The following is a 16,476-nucleotide window of genomic DNA, read 5'->3' as shown; positions in this document are numbered from 1 at the left end:
CCCGGAGCACCTGCATGGCCAAGCTGCATTTCAAGTACGGAGCGATGAACTCCGGAAAGTCCGACACCCTGATCAAGACCGCCTACAACTACGACGAGCGCGGGCTGGCCACGCTCACCGTGAAGCCGGCACTGGACACCAAGGGCGAGGACTGGGTGGTGGCCCGCGGCGGCGCCAGCCGTCAGGTCGATGTGCTCGCCGCCCCCGGTGACGACGTGCGCGCCCGGGTCAACGCCACGGCCGACGAGCGCGGGCTGCGCCCGCTGCACTGCGTGCTGGTGGATGAGGCGCAGTTCCTCGAGCCCTCGCAGATCGGTGATCTGTTCAAGATCGCCAAGCAGGACGGGATCTCGGTGATCTGCTACGGGCTGCGCGCCGATTTCCGCACCGCGATGTTCCCCGGTGCGAGCCGGCTCTTCGAGCTCGCCGACAACATCGAGAAGCTGCCCACCATGTGCCGCTGCGGCTCACAGGCCGAGTTCAACTGCCGCATGATCGACGGCCGCTTCGTCTTCGAAGGGGAACAGGTCGCGATCGACGGCGCGGAGGTGACCTATATGTCGCTGTGCGGGCCCTGCTTCATGCAGGAACAGGAACGCGCCGGCGTCACCGTCCTGGGGTGACACCGGCGCGTTCAGTAGCTGCGCTGTTCAACAGCTGAGCTGTTCAGGAGCTGAGCGGCTTGTCCTCGCCCACTTCAGCGTCGCCACCGGCGTGGGTGCTGGTGGACGAGCTCTCCTCATCCTTGCCCGCACCCTCGCGGACGCTGCTGAGGCGCTCCTTGGCGCTGCCTGCCGCGCCGGCCACCGCGCCCTGGACGTTCGAGGCGACCTCTGGGGCCTTCTCCTTGACCGTTCCTGCCGTGTCCTGGGCGACCTTGGTCGCGGTGTCCTTCGCCTGCGCGGCACGCCGCTGCACCTCAGGATCATCGGCCACCTGCCGCGCGGTGCGCTCGAGCGACTCATAGGGTCCGCGTCCTGCGCGGGATCCGACCACGAAGCCGATCGCGAGTCCGGCCAGGAAAATGAACTTCTTCATCGCTGCCTCCAGCATCGTCCGGTGTCTGTGCCACGCATCGTGTCACAGGACCCGCGCGGCGAAGGGTCTTCGCTGACCGAACGGTCCACCGCACCTCCGCGAGTGCTCCGCCGCTGCGGCGTGCCCTCAGCGGCGGAGCACTCGTCCCACTTCGGTTCCCTTTTGGTCACAGAACCTCCACCTCCGAGTCCCCGCGGCCTCTCCCGCAGGCTCGGCGAGGACTTACGATCAGAGGATCGCAATGCCGCGTTGATCAGTAACGAGAAGGAGACTTCGTTGTCCCCCGTAGCCCCCTCGCAGTCCCCGCTCGACGACTCCCCCGCCACCTCGGTGACTGTGGAGGAGGTCGCAGCGCAGGTCCACAGCTGGGTGCATGCTGCTGCGCTGCGCCCGGTGCCGGGGCCCGCGAAGATGCTCTCCGATCTGCTGAGAGACCCGAAGGGGCTGGACTTCACCCTCGCCTTCGTCGATCGCGTGATCCGGCCCGAGGATCCGCGCGCCGCGGCGGTGGAGCTGCGCCGCCTCGCCCAGGACCCGCCGGCCTTCCTGCCGGCGTCGCTGCGGCGAGTGCTGGGGCTGGGCGGCGTCGCGTCCTCTCTCGCCCCGGGGGCTGTGGTGCCGACCGCGCAGGCTGCGATGCGCCGCATGGTCGGTCACCTCATCCTTGATGCCCGCCCCCGCCAGCTGGGGGCCTCGATCGCTCGCCTCACCGCCGACGGCACGGAGCTGAACATCAATCTGCTCGGGGAGGCCGTGCTCGGCGCGCAGGAGGCCTCTCGCAGGATGCTGGGGCTCCGCGAGCTGGTGGCCCGCGAGGACGTCGACTACGTGTCGATCAAGGTCTCCTCGCTCGTGGACCATCTGCCGCTGTGGGCCACCGCCGAGACGGTCGACCACACGGTCGAGACGCTGCTCCCCCTCTACCTCGACGCCGCTCGCCGGGAGCAGCCCACCTTCCTGAACATGGACATGGAGGAGTACCGGGATCTCGAGCTGACGCTGCAGGTCTTCGAGAAGCTCCTGGATCGTCCCGAGCTCGAGCATCTTCACGCGGGCATCGTGCTGCAGGCCTATCTGCCCGATGCGCCCTCGGCGATGGCCCGGGTGCGGCGCTTCGCCGAGCGGCGGGTGGCGGCCGGCGGTGCTCCGCTCAAGGTGCGCCTGGTCAAGGGCGCGAACCTGGCGATGGAGCAGGTCGAGGCCTCGGTGCACGGTTGGAAACAGGCACCGCTGCTGTCGAAGGAGGAGACCGACGCGCAGTACAAGCGGATGCTGCTCGAGGCGCTGCACCCCAGCCGCCTGGACGCGGTCCATCTGGGCATCGCCGGCCACAATCTCTTCGACGTGGCCTTCGCGCACCTGCTGATGCGCGAGCGAGACATCGGTGCCGGACCGGGCCACGGCGTGGAGTTCGAGATGCTGGCCGGGATGGCCCCCGGGCAGCAGGCAGTGGTGCGCGAGGCCACCGGCACGATGCGGCTGTACGTGCCGATCGTGCACCCGCGCCACTTCGACGTCGCCGTCTCCTACCTGGTGCGCCGACTCGAGGAGAACGCCTCCTCGCAGAACTTCCTGTCCGCCGCGTTCGAGCTGGACACCTCCGAGCAGCTCTTCGAGCGCGAGCAGCAGCGTTTCGCCGGCGCTCTGGAGCGGGCGCTGCGGGAGACCTCCCTGCCCACCCATCGGGACCAGGACCGCATCGCCGAGGTCGCGGGCAGTCGGGGCGCGCTGCAGCTGGGCTCCCCCGGCCTGCCGGCGGTGCCCGGCGCCTTCCGCAACACCCCCGACACCGATCTGTCGACCCCTGCGAACCAGCAATGGGCCGCACAGCTCACCCATCGCATCCGCGGCTCGGAGATCGGCGAAGAGGAGGCCCGCGCCGCGCGGCTCACCACCGTGGAGGCTGTCCGGTCGACCATCTCCCGCGCCCTGGCTGCCCAGCCCTCCTGGGCGGGCCTGGGGGTCGAGAAGCGCGCCGGGATCCTGCGCCGGGTGGCGGGGACCCTGGCTGCGCATCGCGCAGAGCTGCTCGAGGTGATGGCGGCGGAGACCGGCAAGACCCTCGAGCAGGGAGACCCCGAGGTCAGCGAGGCGATCGACTTCGCGCTCTACTACGCCGAGCAGGCCGAGCAGCTCGCCCGGCAGGACGGCGTGCAGGGCACGCCCCGGCCGCTGACGCTGATCACCCCGCCCTGGAACTTCCCCGTCGCGATCCCCACCGGTGGCGCTCTCGCCGCACTCGTGACCGGCAGCAGCGTGATCATGAAGCCCGCCCCCCAGGCTCGTCGCTGCGGCGCCCTGATAGGTCGACTGCTCCACGAGGCCGGGGTCCCCCAGGACGTCTTCACCCTGGTCGATGTGCCGGAAGATGAGGCGGGTCGCGCGCTGATCTCGGATCCTCGGATCGATCAGCTGATCCTCACCGGTGCCTCGGACACCGCCGCACTGTTCGCCTCCTGGCGGCCCGAGCTGCGGATCCTTGCCGAGACCAGCGGCAAGAACTCGATCATCGTGACCCCGCAGGCGGATCTCGACCTGGCAGCCCGCGATGTCGCAGCGAGCGCCTTCGGCCACGCCGGCCAGAAGTGCTCCGCCGCGTCCCTGGTGATCACCGTCGGCTCCGTGACCACCTCGCGGCGCTTCACCGCACAGCTCGCCGACGCGGTGCTGAGCCTGCATGTGGGCCGGCCCACCGACCCAACCGCGCAGATGGGCCCCGTGGTCGAGGCCCCCGGTGAGAAGCTGCGCTCGGGACTGACCGAGCTCGCGGACGGCGAGGCCTGGCTCTCCCGACCCCGCCAGCTGGATGACTCCGGCACCCTGTTCTCCCCGGGCGTGCGCACCGGTGTCGAGGAGGGCTCCGCCTTCCACCTCACCGAATACTTCGGGCCCGTGCTCGGGGTCATCCACGCCGAGTCCCTCGAGGAGGCGGTGCGGATCCAGAACGGCACCGCCTACGGGCTCACCGCCGGGCTCCATTCGCTCGAGCCCACCGAGGTCGCCTGGTGGACCGAGCACGTCGAGGCCGGGAACCTCTATGTGAACCGGGGTATCACCGGGGCGATCGTGGAACGGCAGCCCTTCGGCGGCTGGAAGCGCTCGGCCATCGGCCAGACCGCGAAGGCGGGCGGGCCGAACTATCTGGTCCACCTGATGGACTGGGCCGACGCCCCCGCCACCTCCGACGCGCTGTCCGACCCGGAGACCTGGCTCGCCTCAGCGCGACACAGCGACCGGGAGCTCTTCTCGAGCATCTTCGCTCCTCGCGACGTGCAGGAGCTGCACGGAGAGATCAATGTGCTGCGCTACCTGCCGCTGCCGGTCCTGATCCGGGCCGCGTCCGGCACCTCCCCGCAGGAGCTCGAGCGGGTGCTGCATGCCGCAGCGACCGTCGGCGCCGAGGTGGAGGTAACCGTCGCGGACCCGGAGCTGACCGCGGCCGTGGATGCCGCAGTCACCGTCACGGTCGAGGATGCCGTCGCTTTCGCCGGCCGCGTCCCTGCTCTCACCCAGTCCCGCATCCGCCTGATCGGTGAGCCCGACGAGGCGCTGCGCCGGGCGATCGCGGAGCGCATCGAGGTGGCGCTGTTCACCGGAGCGGTGGTCGCCAGTGGGCGGATCGAGCTGCTCCCGTTCCTGCATGAGCAGGCGATCAGCGCGACCGATCATCGCTACGGCAACGCGCTCCCGCACCCGCTGGATCTCACCGGTGGCCAGGGCTGGGCCCGCGGCCGCAGCTGACCCGGCGGGAGCTGGCAGGAGCTGGCGCGGCGGGCCAGGCCACGGTTCCCACCCCAACTGGACCCCGGCCCACCTCAGCGCGACCTCAACCCGACCACAGCGCGACCACAGCCCGACCTCAGCCCGCGTCGAGATCGACGTTCGGTACAGATTGCGACACGCTTCTTGGACCGTACGTCGATCTCGTTGCCGCTCCATCGGCGCATCGGCGCCTCGGCGCCTCGGTGCTGCGGGGCTGCGGGGGTGCTGAAGAAGCACTGCTCTCGAGCCGCTGCCGTCACGCCGACGGCGTCCACCCCTGTCGAAGAAGGGCGTCACGGACCCTGTTCACGGCTTTGCGACAGCCGTACTGGAGATCCTCAGCCATGGTGCGCACCTCCACCCATCCCGCCCGGGACCGCCGTTCACCCCGTGCGATGTCCTTCGCCTGCTGCTCCGGAGTGAGATGAGTGGGCCCGTCGTGCTCTACCGCGACCCGCCATCTCGGCCAGTGCAGGTCTGGCTGGCCGAGATCGATCTCCGTCCCGAGCCTGTCGACTCCGCCGACTGGACGCTCATTGGCCAACGGCTCCGGCAGCCCCGCCTTGACCAGCGCGAGCCGCAGCCTGGTCTCGGCGGGTGAATCGCTGCCCAGACGCATCTGTGTCACCGCCGCCCGGAGCCTGCGGGCGCCCCGTCCGTGGAAGGCACCGGCCGCCTCGAGCAGCTCCTCGAGGCTTGCATACGGCTTCGAGCGCCTTTCGAACTCCTGGCGCGGGTGACGCACCAGGTGATCACCGATCGCCACGAGTGCTTCGTGACGGAGCACTCCGGAAAGGTCGAGCAGGGTGCGGATCCTGCTCGTCACCCGCACCGTCGGCCCCTTTTCCAGTGAGACCGGCGTGGCCTCGAGACGACTCCACCGCACCAGTGCGGTCCCTCGCCGTGGCGCTGCCGGGGAGGCGAGATGGATCCGGATATCCACGGTGCGGCCCCGGGGTCGGTGCACCGATCTGCCGTGATCCCGTCGTGACGTGGCCGGCGCGGAGACCACCTCGTCAGCCAGGACCCCAGGCAACGGGACGCCCCAGAGCCGCGCGGCGGTGAGCCCTGCAGCGAAGGCGTCTCGGTCCCGCCGGCAGAGCGCGGCGACGATGTCCGCCTCGGTGATCGGCCGCTCTCCCAGTGCCCAGAGCCCCCGGTCCAACGATCTGATATCTGCTGCCCGGAGGCGAGATGCGGACACGCCCGCGGCCAGAGCTTCAGCGGTCGTGAAAACGGGTAAGGGAAAAGCAGGAGGGAGCGGGCGTGGTCTACCGGTCATGCCGACAGCATCGGCCCCGGACGCCGTCCATCCGACACCGCTCCACACTCTGCAGGTGAGCGCCACCTCGTGACGGGTCCTCCCCAAGAAGAGCGGGCCAATTCATCGCGCCAGCGCGCCCCGCCGGCGCCGCGTCAGCGCGCCGCGTCAGCGCGCCCCGTCAGCTCTGGCCGAGATCGACGTTCGGTACATCTTCGCTCAGCAAAGTTGTACCGAACGTCGATCTCGCAGCAGGGCCCGTAGTTCGCGACGGGGCACAGCAAAGCGACGAGGCGCAGCACAGCAGGGCGCCAGGATCCCGACAGCCCGCGCTGGATGGGACTGGCCGAGCTGGACGGGACAGCCCGCGTTGAACTAACTGGACTGGCCGCGCCTCAGCCCGCCGTCGCGGTGCCGACGCGGGCTCCTTCGGGAACCTCGCCGCCTTCTTCGCCGAGCACGGCGTCCCCGACCACGGTGACGTCGGCGCCGAAGGTCCAGTCGCCCTGCACGTCCAGGCTGCTGGCCTCCTTGAGCGAGGGCACCCCGTGCGGGAAGCGCGGCTCGAAGTCCTGGATCAGCTTGTAGGCGCCGCCGTGCAGCGAGACCGCGGGCACCGTGTCCACCTGCTGCACGAGCGCCGCCCGTTCATCGAGGGCGTAGGCGTCTGAGCGGACCAGCAGCAGATCGCTGGTGGCCTTGACCGGCAGGAAGCGGTCGCGGCCGACGACGATCGCGGTCGCGCCGTCGAACACCTCGATCGCCGCGCCCATCGCGGATTCGATCTGGTAGACGGGGGTGCTGGCCTTGTCCGCCGGGTCCACCGTCTTCTCGTTGCGGATCAGGGGCAGGCCCATGATGCCGCCCCGTTCCTCGAGCACAGCTGCCATCTGCTCGAGGTCGAACCAGAGGTTGTTGGTGTGGAAGAACGGGTGGCGGTGCTCGTCGGTGAAGAAGTCCATCTCGTCGTCCGGGGTCTGTGCGGTGTCGCGCAGGATCAGCCGACCATCGGACTTCCGCACGGCGAGGTGACCGCCCTTGCGATCGGCGGGGGTGCGATGGCACAGCTCCGCCGCATAGGGCGCGCCGGTCGCGGCGAACCAGGACGCGATCACGGGGCTGGGCACAGTGCCGAGGTTGTCCGAGTTCGAGACCGAGGCGTACTTGAAGCCGGCATCCAGCAGCTGCTGGAGCAGGCCGGAGGTCTGCAGGGCGGTGTAGATGTCGCCGTGGCCGGGCGGGCACCACTCGAGAGAGGGATCCGCATCCCAGTCCACCGGGGTGAGGTCGTCCTTGCGGAGCTTGGGCTCCTTGTTCTGCAGGAAATCCAGGGGCAGGTCGCCGACGGGCAGGTCGGGGTACTTGGCGAGCACCTCGAGGGTGTCCTCGCGGGTGCGGAAGGAGTTCATGAAGATCAGCGGGAGGCGGGAACCGGTGCCGCGGCGCGCGGCGAGGACCTGCTCGACGATGATGTCGAGGAACGACTTGCCGTCCCGCACCGGCAGCAGCGACTTCGCCTGGTCCAGGCCCATCGAGGTGCCGAGGCCGCCGTTGAGGTTGATGATCGCGAGCTGGTCGAAGACCTGCTTGGCGTGACCGACGTCGATCTTGACGTCCTCGAGCAGCGGCGGATCGAGGTAGGGCTCGATCGTGTCCTCGGGGATGGTGCCCGTGACGCCCTGTGCGAGCTGCTCGTAATAGTGGGAGAAGACGTCGATCGCAGTCTGTGCGACCCCTTCATCGACCATCTTCTGCTGCGCGGCGGCGAGTCCTTCGTTGCTCATGGCTCCAGGGTATCGGGGGGAACGGCTCTCGATGGCACGGCGATCGCCGATCTGCCCCCGGCCTCTTCTGAGGTTCGCACCGGGCTCTCGTCGGAGTGCGCCCGCGACTCCCCTAGAATCGACTGCTATGAGCACAGTCCTGTCCGCGGTCGCCTGGCCGTATGCCAATGGTCCCCGCCATATCGGTCATGTCGCCGGCTTCGGCGTCCCCTCCGATGTCTTCTCCCGATACATGCGGATGGCCGGCCACGACGTGCTCATGGTCTCCGGCACCGATGAGCATGGCACCCCGATCCTGGTCGCCGCCGACTCCGAGGGCATCAGCGCTCGCGAGCTCGCCGATCGCAACAACCGCATGATCGTCGAGGATCTGGTGGCGCTGGGTCTGTCCTATGACCTGTTCACGCGCACCACCACCCGCAACCACTATCAGGTGGTGCAGGACATGTTCGTCACGGTGCGGGACAACGGATACATGGTCGAGCAGGTCACCTCCGGCGCGATCTCCCCGTCGACCGGCCGCACCCTGCCGGACCGCTATATCGAGGGCACCTGCCCGATCTGCGGCGCCGGCGGCGCCCGCGGCGATCAGTGCGACAACTGCGGCAATCAGCTGGACCCCACGGATCTCATCAACCCGGTCTCGCGCATCAACGGCGAGACCCCCGAGTTCATCGAGACCTCGCACTGGTTCCTGGATCTGCCGGCGCTGGCGGCAGAGCTGGGCCACTGGCTCGATGAGCGCGAGGCCACCGGGCTGTGGCGCCCGAACGTAATCCGCTTCAGCCAGAACATCCTCGAGGACATCCGCCCCCGGGCGATGACCCGCGACATCGACTGGGGCATCCCTGTTCCCGGCTGGGAGGATCAGCCGAACAAGCGCCTCTACGTCTGGTTCGACGCGGTGATCGGCTATCTCTCCGCCTCGATCGAGTGGGCGCGCCGGTCCGGTGACCCGGAGGCCTGGCGGAAGTGGTGGAACGATCCTGAGACTCTCGCCTATTACTTCATGGGCAAGGACAACATCGTCTTCCACTCCCAGATCTGGCCGGCCGAGATGCTCGCCCAGAACGGGCAGGGCGACAAGGGCGGCGCCCCCGGGAAGTTCGGCGAGCTGAAGCTGCCCACCGAGGTGGTCTCCAGCGAGTTCCTCACCATGGAGGGGAAGAAGTTCTCCTCCTCCAAGGGGATCGTCATCTACGTGCGCGACGTGCTCGAGCGCTACCAGCCCGATGCGCTGCGCTACTTCATCTCCGCGGCGGGCCCGGAGACGCACGACGCGGACTTCACCTGGGTCGATTTCGTCTCCCGCACCAACAACGAGCTGGTCGCCGGCTGGGGCAACCTCGTCAACCGCACCGCCGCGATGATCGCGAAGAACGTCGGCGAGATCCCGGCGGCCGGGGAGTTCGAGGAGATCGACCGGCAGCTGCTGGATCAGATCCTCGAGGGCTTCACCACCGTCGGCGGCCTCATCGAGGCACACCGTCAGCGGGCCGCGATCGCCGAGATCATGCGCCTGGTGGGCGAGGCGAATGCGTACGTCTCCCGCACCGAGCCGTTCAAGCTGAAGGCGGAGGAGCAGCGTCCTCGCCTGCTCACCGTGCTGCACGTGCTCGCCCAGGCCGTCACCGACCTGAACACGATGCTGGCCCCCTTTCTGCCGCAGTCCGCGAATGCGGTCGAGAAGGCGCTCGGGGGCACCCGCCAGATCGCGCCGATGCCGCGCATCGACGAGGTCGAGGATCTCGACGGCGGGCCCGGCTACCCGGTCATCACCGGCGATTACACGAATGTCCCCGCGTGGGCGCACCATCCGGTCGGGGTCGGCCAGCAGGTCGTCAAGCCCACTCCTATCTTCGCCAAGCTCGACCCGACCACGGCCGCTGAGGAGCTCGAGCGTCTCGAAGCAGCTGCCGAGGGCTGAGCCGAAAGCGTGACGCCATCGGCACTGTAGTAACACTTTCTCGACAAAGTGTTACTACAGTGGGGCCATGAGCACAGATCCGACGGCACCATTGACGGTCCCTCCAGTCGGACGCCGTCCCGGCCTCTGGCGGGTGGCCGACGACGGCCTGGCCTCCCGCTCCGCTCGCACCCGCGGATCGGGGCCCTACGAGGCAGCGATCCCCGCAGTGCTCACCGCTCCCGCCCTCACGCTCAGCATCCCCGGGGACCTCGCGGCCGACGTCGCCGATGCGGAGAATGCGCTGACGGCCTTCGATGCCCACGCCGGTTCCCGCCTCGGCGCAGATAATCCTGCGCTCGGCCCCATGAGTGCAGTGCTGCTGCGCACCGAATCCGCCTCGTCCTCCCAGATCGAGGACCTCACTGTGGGCGCCCGGCAGCTGGCACTGGCCGAGCTGGACGAATCACGCAGCAGCAATGCCCGCGCCGTGGTCGCCAATGTCCGCACAATGGAGGCGGCGCTCCGCCTGGCCGCACGGCTTGATCTCGACGCAATCCTGGCGATGCACGCCGAACTGCTGGCCGGCGCGGAGGATGCCGGACGACTCCGGCAGCAGCTGGTGTGGGTGGGCCGCAGTGGTCTGAGCCCGCTCGGCGCCGCCCATATCGCGCCGGAGCCTGAGGATGTTCCCGCCGCGCTGGAGGATCTCCTGGCCTTCATCGCCCGCGACGACCTGCCGATCCTCCTGCACGCCGCGATCGCCCACGCCCAGTTCGAGACCATCCACCCCTTCACCGACGGCAACGGGCGCACCGGCCGCGCACTGGTCCACGCGATGCTCAGCGGCAAAGGGCTGCTGGCCACCACCGCGCCGGTCTCCGCCGGCCTGCTGACAGATCTCGGCGCGTACACGGGGTCGCTGACCGCCTTCCGGGCGGGCGACGCCCGGCCCCTCGTCGAGGAGTTCGCCCGGGCCGCGCGATACGCCGCCGCAACCGGCACTCGGCTCGTCGACGACCTCGCGGCACAGTTGGAGGAGGACCGCGAACGCCTCGCCGGGGTGCGCCGCCACGCCCTGGCGTGGTCCGTGCTGCCTCGCCTGATCGGGCAGCCGATCGTCAACGCCGCCCACCTCCAGCGTGCTCTCGAGGTGCCCGCGATGACCGCCCAGCGCGCGCTGGCCCAGCTCACAGACGCAGGCGTGCTCCAGGAGGCGACCGGTCGCTCCCGGCATCGAGTCTGGCAGCATCCCGGGATCCTCCGGATCCTGGATGCTTACGCCTCCGAGGTGCGCCGCCAGAGCTGAGCCTCGAGGGGATACTGTGGGTCACCTCACACCTTCGGTAGGGAGGCGACGCATCATGTCCAAGCCCGCAGCACGTTCCGGCAATGCCCCGGCACCATCCCAGAGCCTGAATCCCAAGGTCGTCGTGATCAGCGTGGCCGCTGCCGTCGGGGGCTTCCTGTTCGGCTTCGACACCTCGGTCATCAACGGCGCCGTCAACGCCCTCTCCGACGAGTTCTCGCTCGGTGCGGGCCTGACCGGCTTCGCCGTCTCCTCCGCCCTGCTCGGCTGCGCCGTCGGCGCCTGGTTCGCCGGCATGCTCTCGAACCGCTACGGCCGCATCCCGGTGATGGTGATCGCGGCGACCCTGTTCTTCATCTCCGCGATCGGCTCCGGGCTGGCCTTCGGGGTCTGGGACCTGATCGTCTGGCGCGTGGTCGGCGGTCTCGGCGTCGGTGCCGCGAGCGTCATCGCACCGGCCTACATCGCGGAGGTCGCCCCGGCGAGGTTCCGTGGTCGGCTCGGCTCGCTGCAGCAGCTCGCGATCGTGCTCGGCATCTTCGTCGCCCTGCTCTCCAACGCCCTGATCGCGAACACCGCCGGTGGCGCGGCGGAGTCGTTCTGGTTCGGGGTCGCCGCCTGGCGATGGATGTTCATGATCGAGGCGCTGCCGGCCGCGATCTACGGGATCATGGCGCTGTTCCTGCCGGAGTCCCCGCGCTACCTGATCGGCAAGGGCGAGCTGGACCGCGCCTCGAAGGTGCTCTACGACTTCACCGGCGAGCTCGACGTGAACCTCAAGATCGAGCAGATCCGCAAGACGCTCGAGCGGGAGCGCAAGGAGAGCCTGCGGGATCTCCTCGGCGGCCGGTTCGGGCTGAAGCCGATCGTCTGGCTGGGCATCCTGCTGTCGCTGTTCCAGCAGCTGGTGGGCATCAACGTCATCTTCTACTACTCGACCACGCTGTGGCAGTCCGTCGGCTTCGATGAGTCCCAGGCGCTGCTGACCAGCACCATCACCTCGGTGATGAACATCGTCGCGACGATCATCGCGATCCTGCTGGTGGACAAGGTGGGCAGGCGCCTGATGCTGCTGGTGGGCTCGGCCGGGATGACCGTGTCGCTGGGACTGATGGCCCTCGCTTTCTCCTTCGGGGAGGTCGCCGCCGGCACCGAGACCATCGCCCTGCCGGATCCGTGGTCCACCGTCGCCCTGATCTCCGCGAACGCCTTCGTGATGTTCTTCGGAACCACCTGGGGTCCGCTGGTGTGGGTGCTGCTGGGAGAGATCTTCCCCAACAAGATCCGTGCCTCCGCGCTCGCGGTCGCGGCGGCGGCGCAGTGGGGTGCGAACTGGGCCGTCTCGGCGTCCTTCCCGGCGCTGTCGAACATCGGACTGACCTTCGCCTACGGCATCTATGCGGCCTTCGCGCTGCTGAGCCTGGTCTTCGTGTTCCTCTGGGTGCCGGAGACGAAGGATCGTGAGCTGGAGGACATGGACTCCCTCGAGCTCGGGCGGGCCGCCCGGAAGGGCTGACCCGCCCGTCGGCTCAGACTCCGCGTTCCGGCTGAGATCGTCCCTCCAGGGTGGTCCGCGCCGCGGCGGCGATGTGCGCGGCATCGATACCGGCCCAGTCCAGCAGCTCTGCGGGTGTGCCGGAGCCGGGCACCCCGTCGACCGCGAGGTGCTTGAGGTGCAGGTCGGTGATCGGCTCGGCGGCCAGCGCCGCGAGCACTGCGGCACCCAGACCGCCCTCGGCGTGGTGGTCCTCGGCCACGACGATGCGCCCGCCGGTCGCCGCGACGGCCTCCCGCAGGCCCTCGGCGTCGATCGGCTTGAGGGAGTAGACGTCGATCACCCGCACCTTGATCCCCTGCTCGGCGAGGATGTCCGCGGCGGCCAGCGCCTCATGGAGCGTCACCCCGGCACCGACCAGCGTGACGGCATCCTCCGGGGAGCTGCGCAGGGTCTTCGAACCGCCGACGGGGAAGGATTCCCCGGGGCCGTAGAGCACGGGATATGCCCCGCGGGTGGTGCGCAGATAGCTCACTCCGGAGAGGTCCGCCATCTCGACCACCAGCGCCGCGGCGGAGGTCGCGTCGCTGGGGTAGAGCACCGTCGAGCCCTGGATGGCGGCGATCATCGCGAGGTCCTCCAGCCCCATCTGGGAGGGCCCGTCGGGGCCGATCTCAACGCCTGCATGAGAGCCCACGAGCCGCAGGTCCACCCGGGAGATCGGGGCCATGCGGACGAAGTCCGCGGCGCGGGTGAGGAAGGCGGCGAAGGTCGAGGCATAGGCGAGATAGCCGCGGGTCGAGAGCCCGGTGGCCGCGGCGACCATCTGCTGCTCGGCGATGAACATCTCGAAGAAGCGCTCGGGGTGGGCCTCGACGAAGTCGGCGACCCCGGTGGAGTTCGAGACCTCGCCGTCCAGCGCGACCACCCGCGGATCGACCTCCGCGAGGGCCACCAGCGCCGGGCCGTAGGCCTTCCGGGTCGCGACCTCCTCCCCCTTCTCGAAGACGGGCAGCTCGACCTCGCCGCGCGCGGCCCTCTCGGCGCGCTCGACCACGGGCGGCATCGGTCCCCGCACCTGCAGGGACCGCTCGCCGCCGAGCGCGGCGATCGCCTCCACGGACTTCTCCTCGGGCATCGGCTTGCCGTGCCAGCCGCTCTCGTCCTCGACGCCGGGGATGCCCTTGCCCTTGATCGTGCGGGCGAGGATCACCAGGGGGCGGTCCAATTCGCCGTCGGCCTGCGCGAGCGCGCCCTCGATCTGGTCGATGTCGTGCCCGTCGATGATCACGGCGCGGGCACCGAAGGCCTCGACCCGGGCGGCGTAGGTGTCCAGGTCCCAGCCCAGCGCCGTCTCCCCGCGCTGGCCGAGCCGGTTCACGTCCACGATCGTGACCAGGTTGGTCAGCTGATAGTGCGAGGCGGTGGCGAGGGCCTCCCACATGGATCCCTCGGCGAGCTCGCTGTCCCCGGTGAGGACCCAGACGCGATACGGGGCCTGCTCGAGGTGCTTGCCGGCGAGTGCGATGCCGACCCCGTCGGGCAGCCCCTGCCCCAGCGAGCCGGTGGCCACATCGACCCAGGGCAGCACCGGGGTGGGGTGACCCTCGAGCCGCTGGCCGAAGCGACGATAGCCCTCCATCAGCTCCTGGTCGCTGACGACCCCGGCGGCTCGGTAGACCGAGTACAGGAGCGGAGACGCGTGGCCCTTGGAGAAGATCAGGTGGTCGTTGCCGGGGTTCTCGGGTGCATCCCAGTCGTAGCGCAGGTGGCGCGACATCAGCGTGGCCAGCAGGTCTGCGGCGGAGAGGCTGGAGGTGGGGTGGCCGGACCCGGCGCTGGTCGAAGCGCGGATCGAGTCGACACGCAGCTGGGCGGCGAGCTCCGGGACCTGGTCGAGAGCGAATCCTTCGTGCATGGTCGTGGTCATCATGACTCCACCGTAGGAGCCCTCCACCGTGCCCGGCAATCATGGGCGACCGAGCGGTCGACGATCAGCGGTCGACGATCAGCGGTCGGCGATCAGAGGTCGAAGACCCGCAGCACCACCGCATGTGCGCTCCCGGAGGCCGCTCCCCCCTCGGCGAGGATCTCGGGGATGAACTCCTCGGGGCGCGGATGGCCCTCGACGTGGGCGAGATAGGCCTCATGGGCACGTAGCGAGTCCACCGCCGCCTGCACCTGTGAGGCGTCGACGGCCTTGGCGTGGGTCGGCGCGGGGTGCCCGGCCACCAGTAGCGCACGGGCGCTCCACGGTGCGAGCCCCTCGACCTCATGCAGCTCCCGGAAGACCCAGGGGTTCGCCGCATCGCGAGCGCCGTCGGCCGCGGCCAGCCCGGCGACCCGGTGGTCGGCCTGGTTGAGCCCGCCGTAGGCCTCCACCTCGAAGTTCGCGGTGAGCACCAGGTCGGGCCGCAGCTGCCGCACGACGCGGGCGATGTCCCGGCGCAGCGCGAGGGAGGCCTCGAGCATGCCGTCGGGATTGTCGAGATACCGCAGCTCGGAGACGCCGACGATCTCGCGGGCCCGGCGCTGCTCCCGCTCGCGCAGCGGGCCGACGATGGCCGGATCCTCGGCCATTCCGGCCTCGCCGCGGGTGAGCAGGAGGTAGCTGACCTCGATCCCCGCCTCGGTCCACGCGGCGACAGCGGCAGAGGCGCCGTACTCCATGTCGTCGGGGTGGGCGACGATGCACAGCACACGCTCGACCCCCGTCTCGGGCAAAGTGGTGAGCAGAGTCTGTGCCATCTCGTCCATAGCCCCCACCTTAAGCGTGCTGGCGCTCGGCAGCGAGGTCCTTGACCAGGCGCGACACGGCGGCCCGGCCGGCCCGGTTGGCGCCGATGGTCGAGGCGCCGGGGCCGTAGCCGATCAGGTGGATCCGCGGATCGTGGGCGACGGCGGTGCCATCCATCGTGATGCCCCCGCGAGGATTGTGCAGGGACAGCGGCCGCAGGTGACGCAGCTCGTGGCGGAACCCGGTCGCCCACAGCAGCACGTCCAGCGGCGTGTGGGAACCGTCCGCCTCCTGCACCCCGTCCGGGGTGAGGGCCGTGAACATCGGCCGCCGCTCAAGGACCCCTCGCCGCCGGGCCTGGCGCAGCTCCGGGGTCCAGGCGAGTCCGGTCGCAGAGACGACGCTGCGCACCGGGAGCCCCTGCCGCACCCTCTCGGTCACTCCGGCGATGACCTCCCGTCCCACCTCTTCGGTGAACGGTCGGTCGGCGAAGACCGGCTCGCGGCGGGTGTACCAGAAGGTCTGCCCCACCTCGGCGATCTCGAGCAGGTGGCCCAGCGCGCTGATGCCACCGCCGATGATCCCCACCCGCTTGCCGGCGAAGTCCTCGGCTCTGCGGTAGTCGGCGGTGTGCAGCTGGCGGCCGCGGAAGCTCGTCGCCCCGGGGTAGGCGGGTCGGAACGGCCGGGTCCAGGTGCCGGTCGCATTGAACACGGCACGCGTGCGCACGGGCGGCCGCCGCACACCGTCTGCCCCGACCGAATGCACCAGCAGCGGGAGCGGCCCGTCGCTGTCGGGATCTGTCGACGGATCGTCCTCCACCAGCGTCACCCGCACCGGGCGCTCGATCGGCACCTCGAAGCGCCGTTCGAAGTCGGCGAAGTAGTCCGGCACGGCCTGGTTCGAGGGCTGATCCGCGGCCGCCTCGACGACGGGCATGCCCGGCAGCTCACGGATCCCGTTGACCGTCGCCATCGCGAGGCTGTCCCAGCGGTGGCGCCAGGCCCCGCCCGGGCCCGCCTCCGCGTCGAGGATCACGACCTCAAGCCCGCCTCGGCGCAACAGGTGATAGGCGGCGGAGAGACCCGCCTGTCCAGCCCCGATCACCACCACATCCACGGTGCGCGCTGAGCTCTCCATACCCGGCACAACGGCACCCGCTCGCGGATTCTTCCCCGAGGCGA

Annotated in this window: 11 protein-coding genes; 5 read left to right on the top strand and 6 right to left on the bottom strand. The window is 69.8% G+C overall.

All coding sequences use genetic code 11. The annotated features are described in order from the left end of the window. Positions 1-14 precede the first annotated feature (14 nt). Complete coding sequence (locus ABD893_RS10850) at positions 15-623, top strand: thymidine kinase (protein WP_345079632.1); 609 nt, start codon at positions 15-17, stop codon at positions 621-623. Positions 624-666: 43 nt separating this feature from the next. On the opposite strand, the gene ABD893_RS10845 is transcribed toward ABD893_RS10850, so the two are convergent. After that, complete coding sequence (locus tag ABD893_RS10845) at positions 667-1,038, bottom strand: hypothetical protein (protein ID WP_345079629.1); 372 nt, start codon at positions 1,036-1,038, stop codon at positions 667-669. 276 nt (positions 1,039-1,314) lie between these two features. Between ABD893_RS10845 and ABD893_RS10840 the strand changes: the two genes are divergently transcribed. Then, positions 1,315-4,779: a bifunctional proline dehydrogenase/L-glutamate gamma-semialdehyde dehydrogenase gene (locus tag ABD893_RS10840; protein WP_345079626.1), complete on the top strand. Its 3,465-nt coding sequence runs from the start codon at positions 1,315-1,317 to the stop codon at positions 4,777-4,779. Positions 4,780-5,056: 277 nt separating this feature from the next. Here ABD893_RS10840 and ABD893_RS10835 read toward each other — a convergent pair whose 3' ends face one another. Together ABD893_RS10835 and ABD893_RS10830 are read right to left on the bottom strand one after the other, a co-directional pair. Beyond that, a complete protein-coding gene (locus ABD893_RS10835) occupies positions 5,057-6,004 on the bottom strand; it encodes a hypothetical protein (protein ID WP_345079623.1) in 948 nt (315 codons plus the stop codon). 452 nt (positions 6,005-6,456) lie between these two features. Continuing rightward, positions 6,457-7,845: a UTP--glucose-1-phosphate uridylyltransferase gene (locus ABD893_RS10830; protein WP_345079620.1), complete on the bottom strand. Its 1,389-nt coding sequence runs from the start codon at positions 7,843-7,845 to the stop codon at positions 6,457-6,459. A gap of 127 nt (positions 7,846-7,972) precedes the next feature. On the opposite strand from ABD893_RS10830, the gene metG reads away from it, so the two are divergent. The 3 genes from metG to ABD893_RS10815 all read left to right on the top strand — a co-directional run bounded on the left by metG (position 7,973) and on the right by ABD893_RS10815 (position 12,576). Next, positions 7,973-9,772: a methionine--tRNA ligase gene (gene metG / locus ABD893_RS10825; protein WP_345079616.1), complete on the top strand. Its 1,800-nt coding sequence runs from the start codon at positions 7,973-7,975 to the stop codon at positions 9,770-9,772. Between the two features lie 67 nt (positions 9,773-9,839). Beyond that, positions 9,840-11,060: a Fic family protein gene (locus ABD893_RS10820; RefSeq protein ID WP_345079613.1), complete on the top strand. Its 1,221-nt coding sequence runs from the start codon at positions 9,840-9,842 to the stop codon at positions 11,058-11,060. 55 nt (positions 11,061-11,115) lie between these two features. Beyond that, positions 11,116-12,576 carry a sugar porter family MFS transporter gene (locus ABD893_RS10815; RefSeq protein ID WP_345079610.1) on the top strand — a complete coding sequence of 487 codons (1,461 nt, stop codon included), beginning with the start codon at positions 11,116-11,118 and terminating at the stop codon, positions 12,574-12,576. A 13-nt stretch (positions 12,577-12,589) separates the two neighbouring features. Here the strand turns inward: ABD893_RS10815 and ABD893_RS10810 are convergent, their stop codons facing one another. The 3 genes from ABD893_RS10810 to ABD893_RS10800 form a co-directional block, all read right to left on the bottom strand. Next, positions 12,590-14,488 carry a transketolase gene (locus ABD893_RS10810; RefSeq protein ID WP_345079607.1) on the bottom strand — a complete coding sequence of 633 codons (1,899 nt, stop codon included), beginning with the start codon at positions 14,486-14,488 and terminating at the stop codon, positions 12,590-12,592. A gap of 89 nt (positions 14,489-14,577) precedes the next feature. Continuing rightward, entirely contained in the window at positions 14,578-15,312 is a 735-nt protein-coding gene (locus ABD893_RS10805) for a PIG-L deacetylase family protein (RefSeq protein WP_425548371.1), read from the bottom strand. Positions 15,313-15,322: 10 nt separating this feature from the next. Continuing rightward, positions 15,323-16,432 (bottom strand): FAD-dependent oxidoreductase, encoded by a 1,110-nt coding sequence (locus tag ABD893_RS10800; RefSeq protein ID WP_345079604.1) that lies wholly within the window; start codon positions 16,430-16,432, stop codon positions 15,323-15,325. Between the last annotated feature and the right edge of the window lie 44 nt (positions 16,433-16,476).

It is taken from the genome of Brachybacterium paraconglomeratum (assembly GCF_039541415.1).
In the GTDB taxonomy this organism is placed as follows: Bacteria; Actinomycetota; Actinomycetes; order Actinomycetales; family Dermabacteraceae; genus Brachybacterium; species Brachybacterium paraconglomeratum_A.
The sequence above is the reverse complement of the archived record's forward strand: the minus strand, read 5'-3'. Positions and strand labels throughout refer to the sequence as shown.

Bases quoted from the DNA above. Each gene is read 5' to 3' on its own strand.
- ABD893_RS10815 (WP_345079610.1), top strand. From the start codon at position 11,116: ATGTCCAAGCCCGCAGCACGTTCCGGCAATGCCCCGGCACCATCCCAG.
- ABD893_RS10810 (WP_345079607.1), bottom strand. From the start codon at position 14,488: ATGATGACCACGACCATGCACGAAGGATTCGCTCTCGACCAGGTCCCG.
- metG (WP_345079616.1), top strand. From the start codon at position 7,973: ATGAGCACAGTCCTGTCCGCGGTCGCCTGGCCGTATGCCAATGGTCCC.
- ABD893_RS10805 (WP_425548371.1), bottom strand. From the start codon at position 15,312: ATGGACGAGATGGCACAGACTCTGCTCACCACTTTGCCCGAGACGGGG.
- ABD893_RS10850 (WP_345079632.1), top strand. From the start codon at position 15: ATGGCCAAGCTGCATTTCAAGTACGGAGCGATGAACTCCGGAAAGTCC.
- ABD893_RS10820 (WP_345079613.1), top strand. From the start codon at position 9,840: ATGAGCACAGATCCGACGGCACCATTGACGGTCCCTCCAGTCGGACGC.
- ABD893_RS10830 (WP_345079620.1), bottom strand. From the start codon at position 7,845: ATGAGCAACGAAGGACTCGCCGCCGCGCAGCAGAAGATGGTCGATGAA.
- ABD893_RS10845 (WP_345079629.1), bottom strand. From the start codon at position 1,038: ATGAAGAAGTTCATTTTCCTGGCCGGACTCGCGATCGGCTTCGTGGTC.
- ABD893_RS10800 (WP_345079604.1), bottom strand. From the start codon at position 16,432: ATGGAGAGCTCAGCGCGCACCGTGGATGTGGTGGTGATCGGGGCTGGA.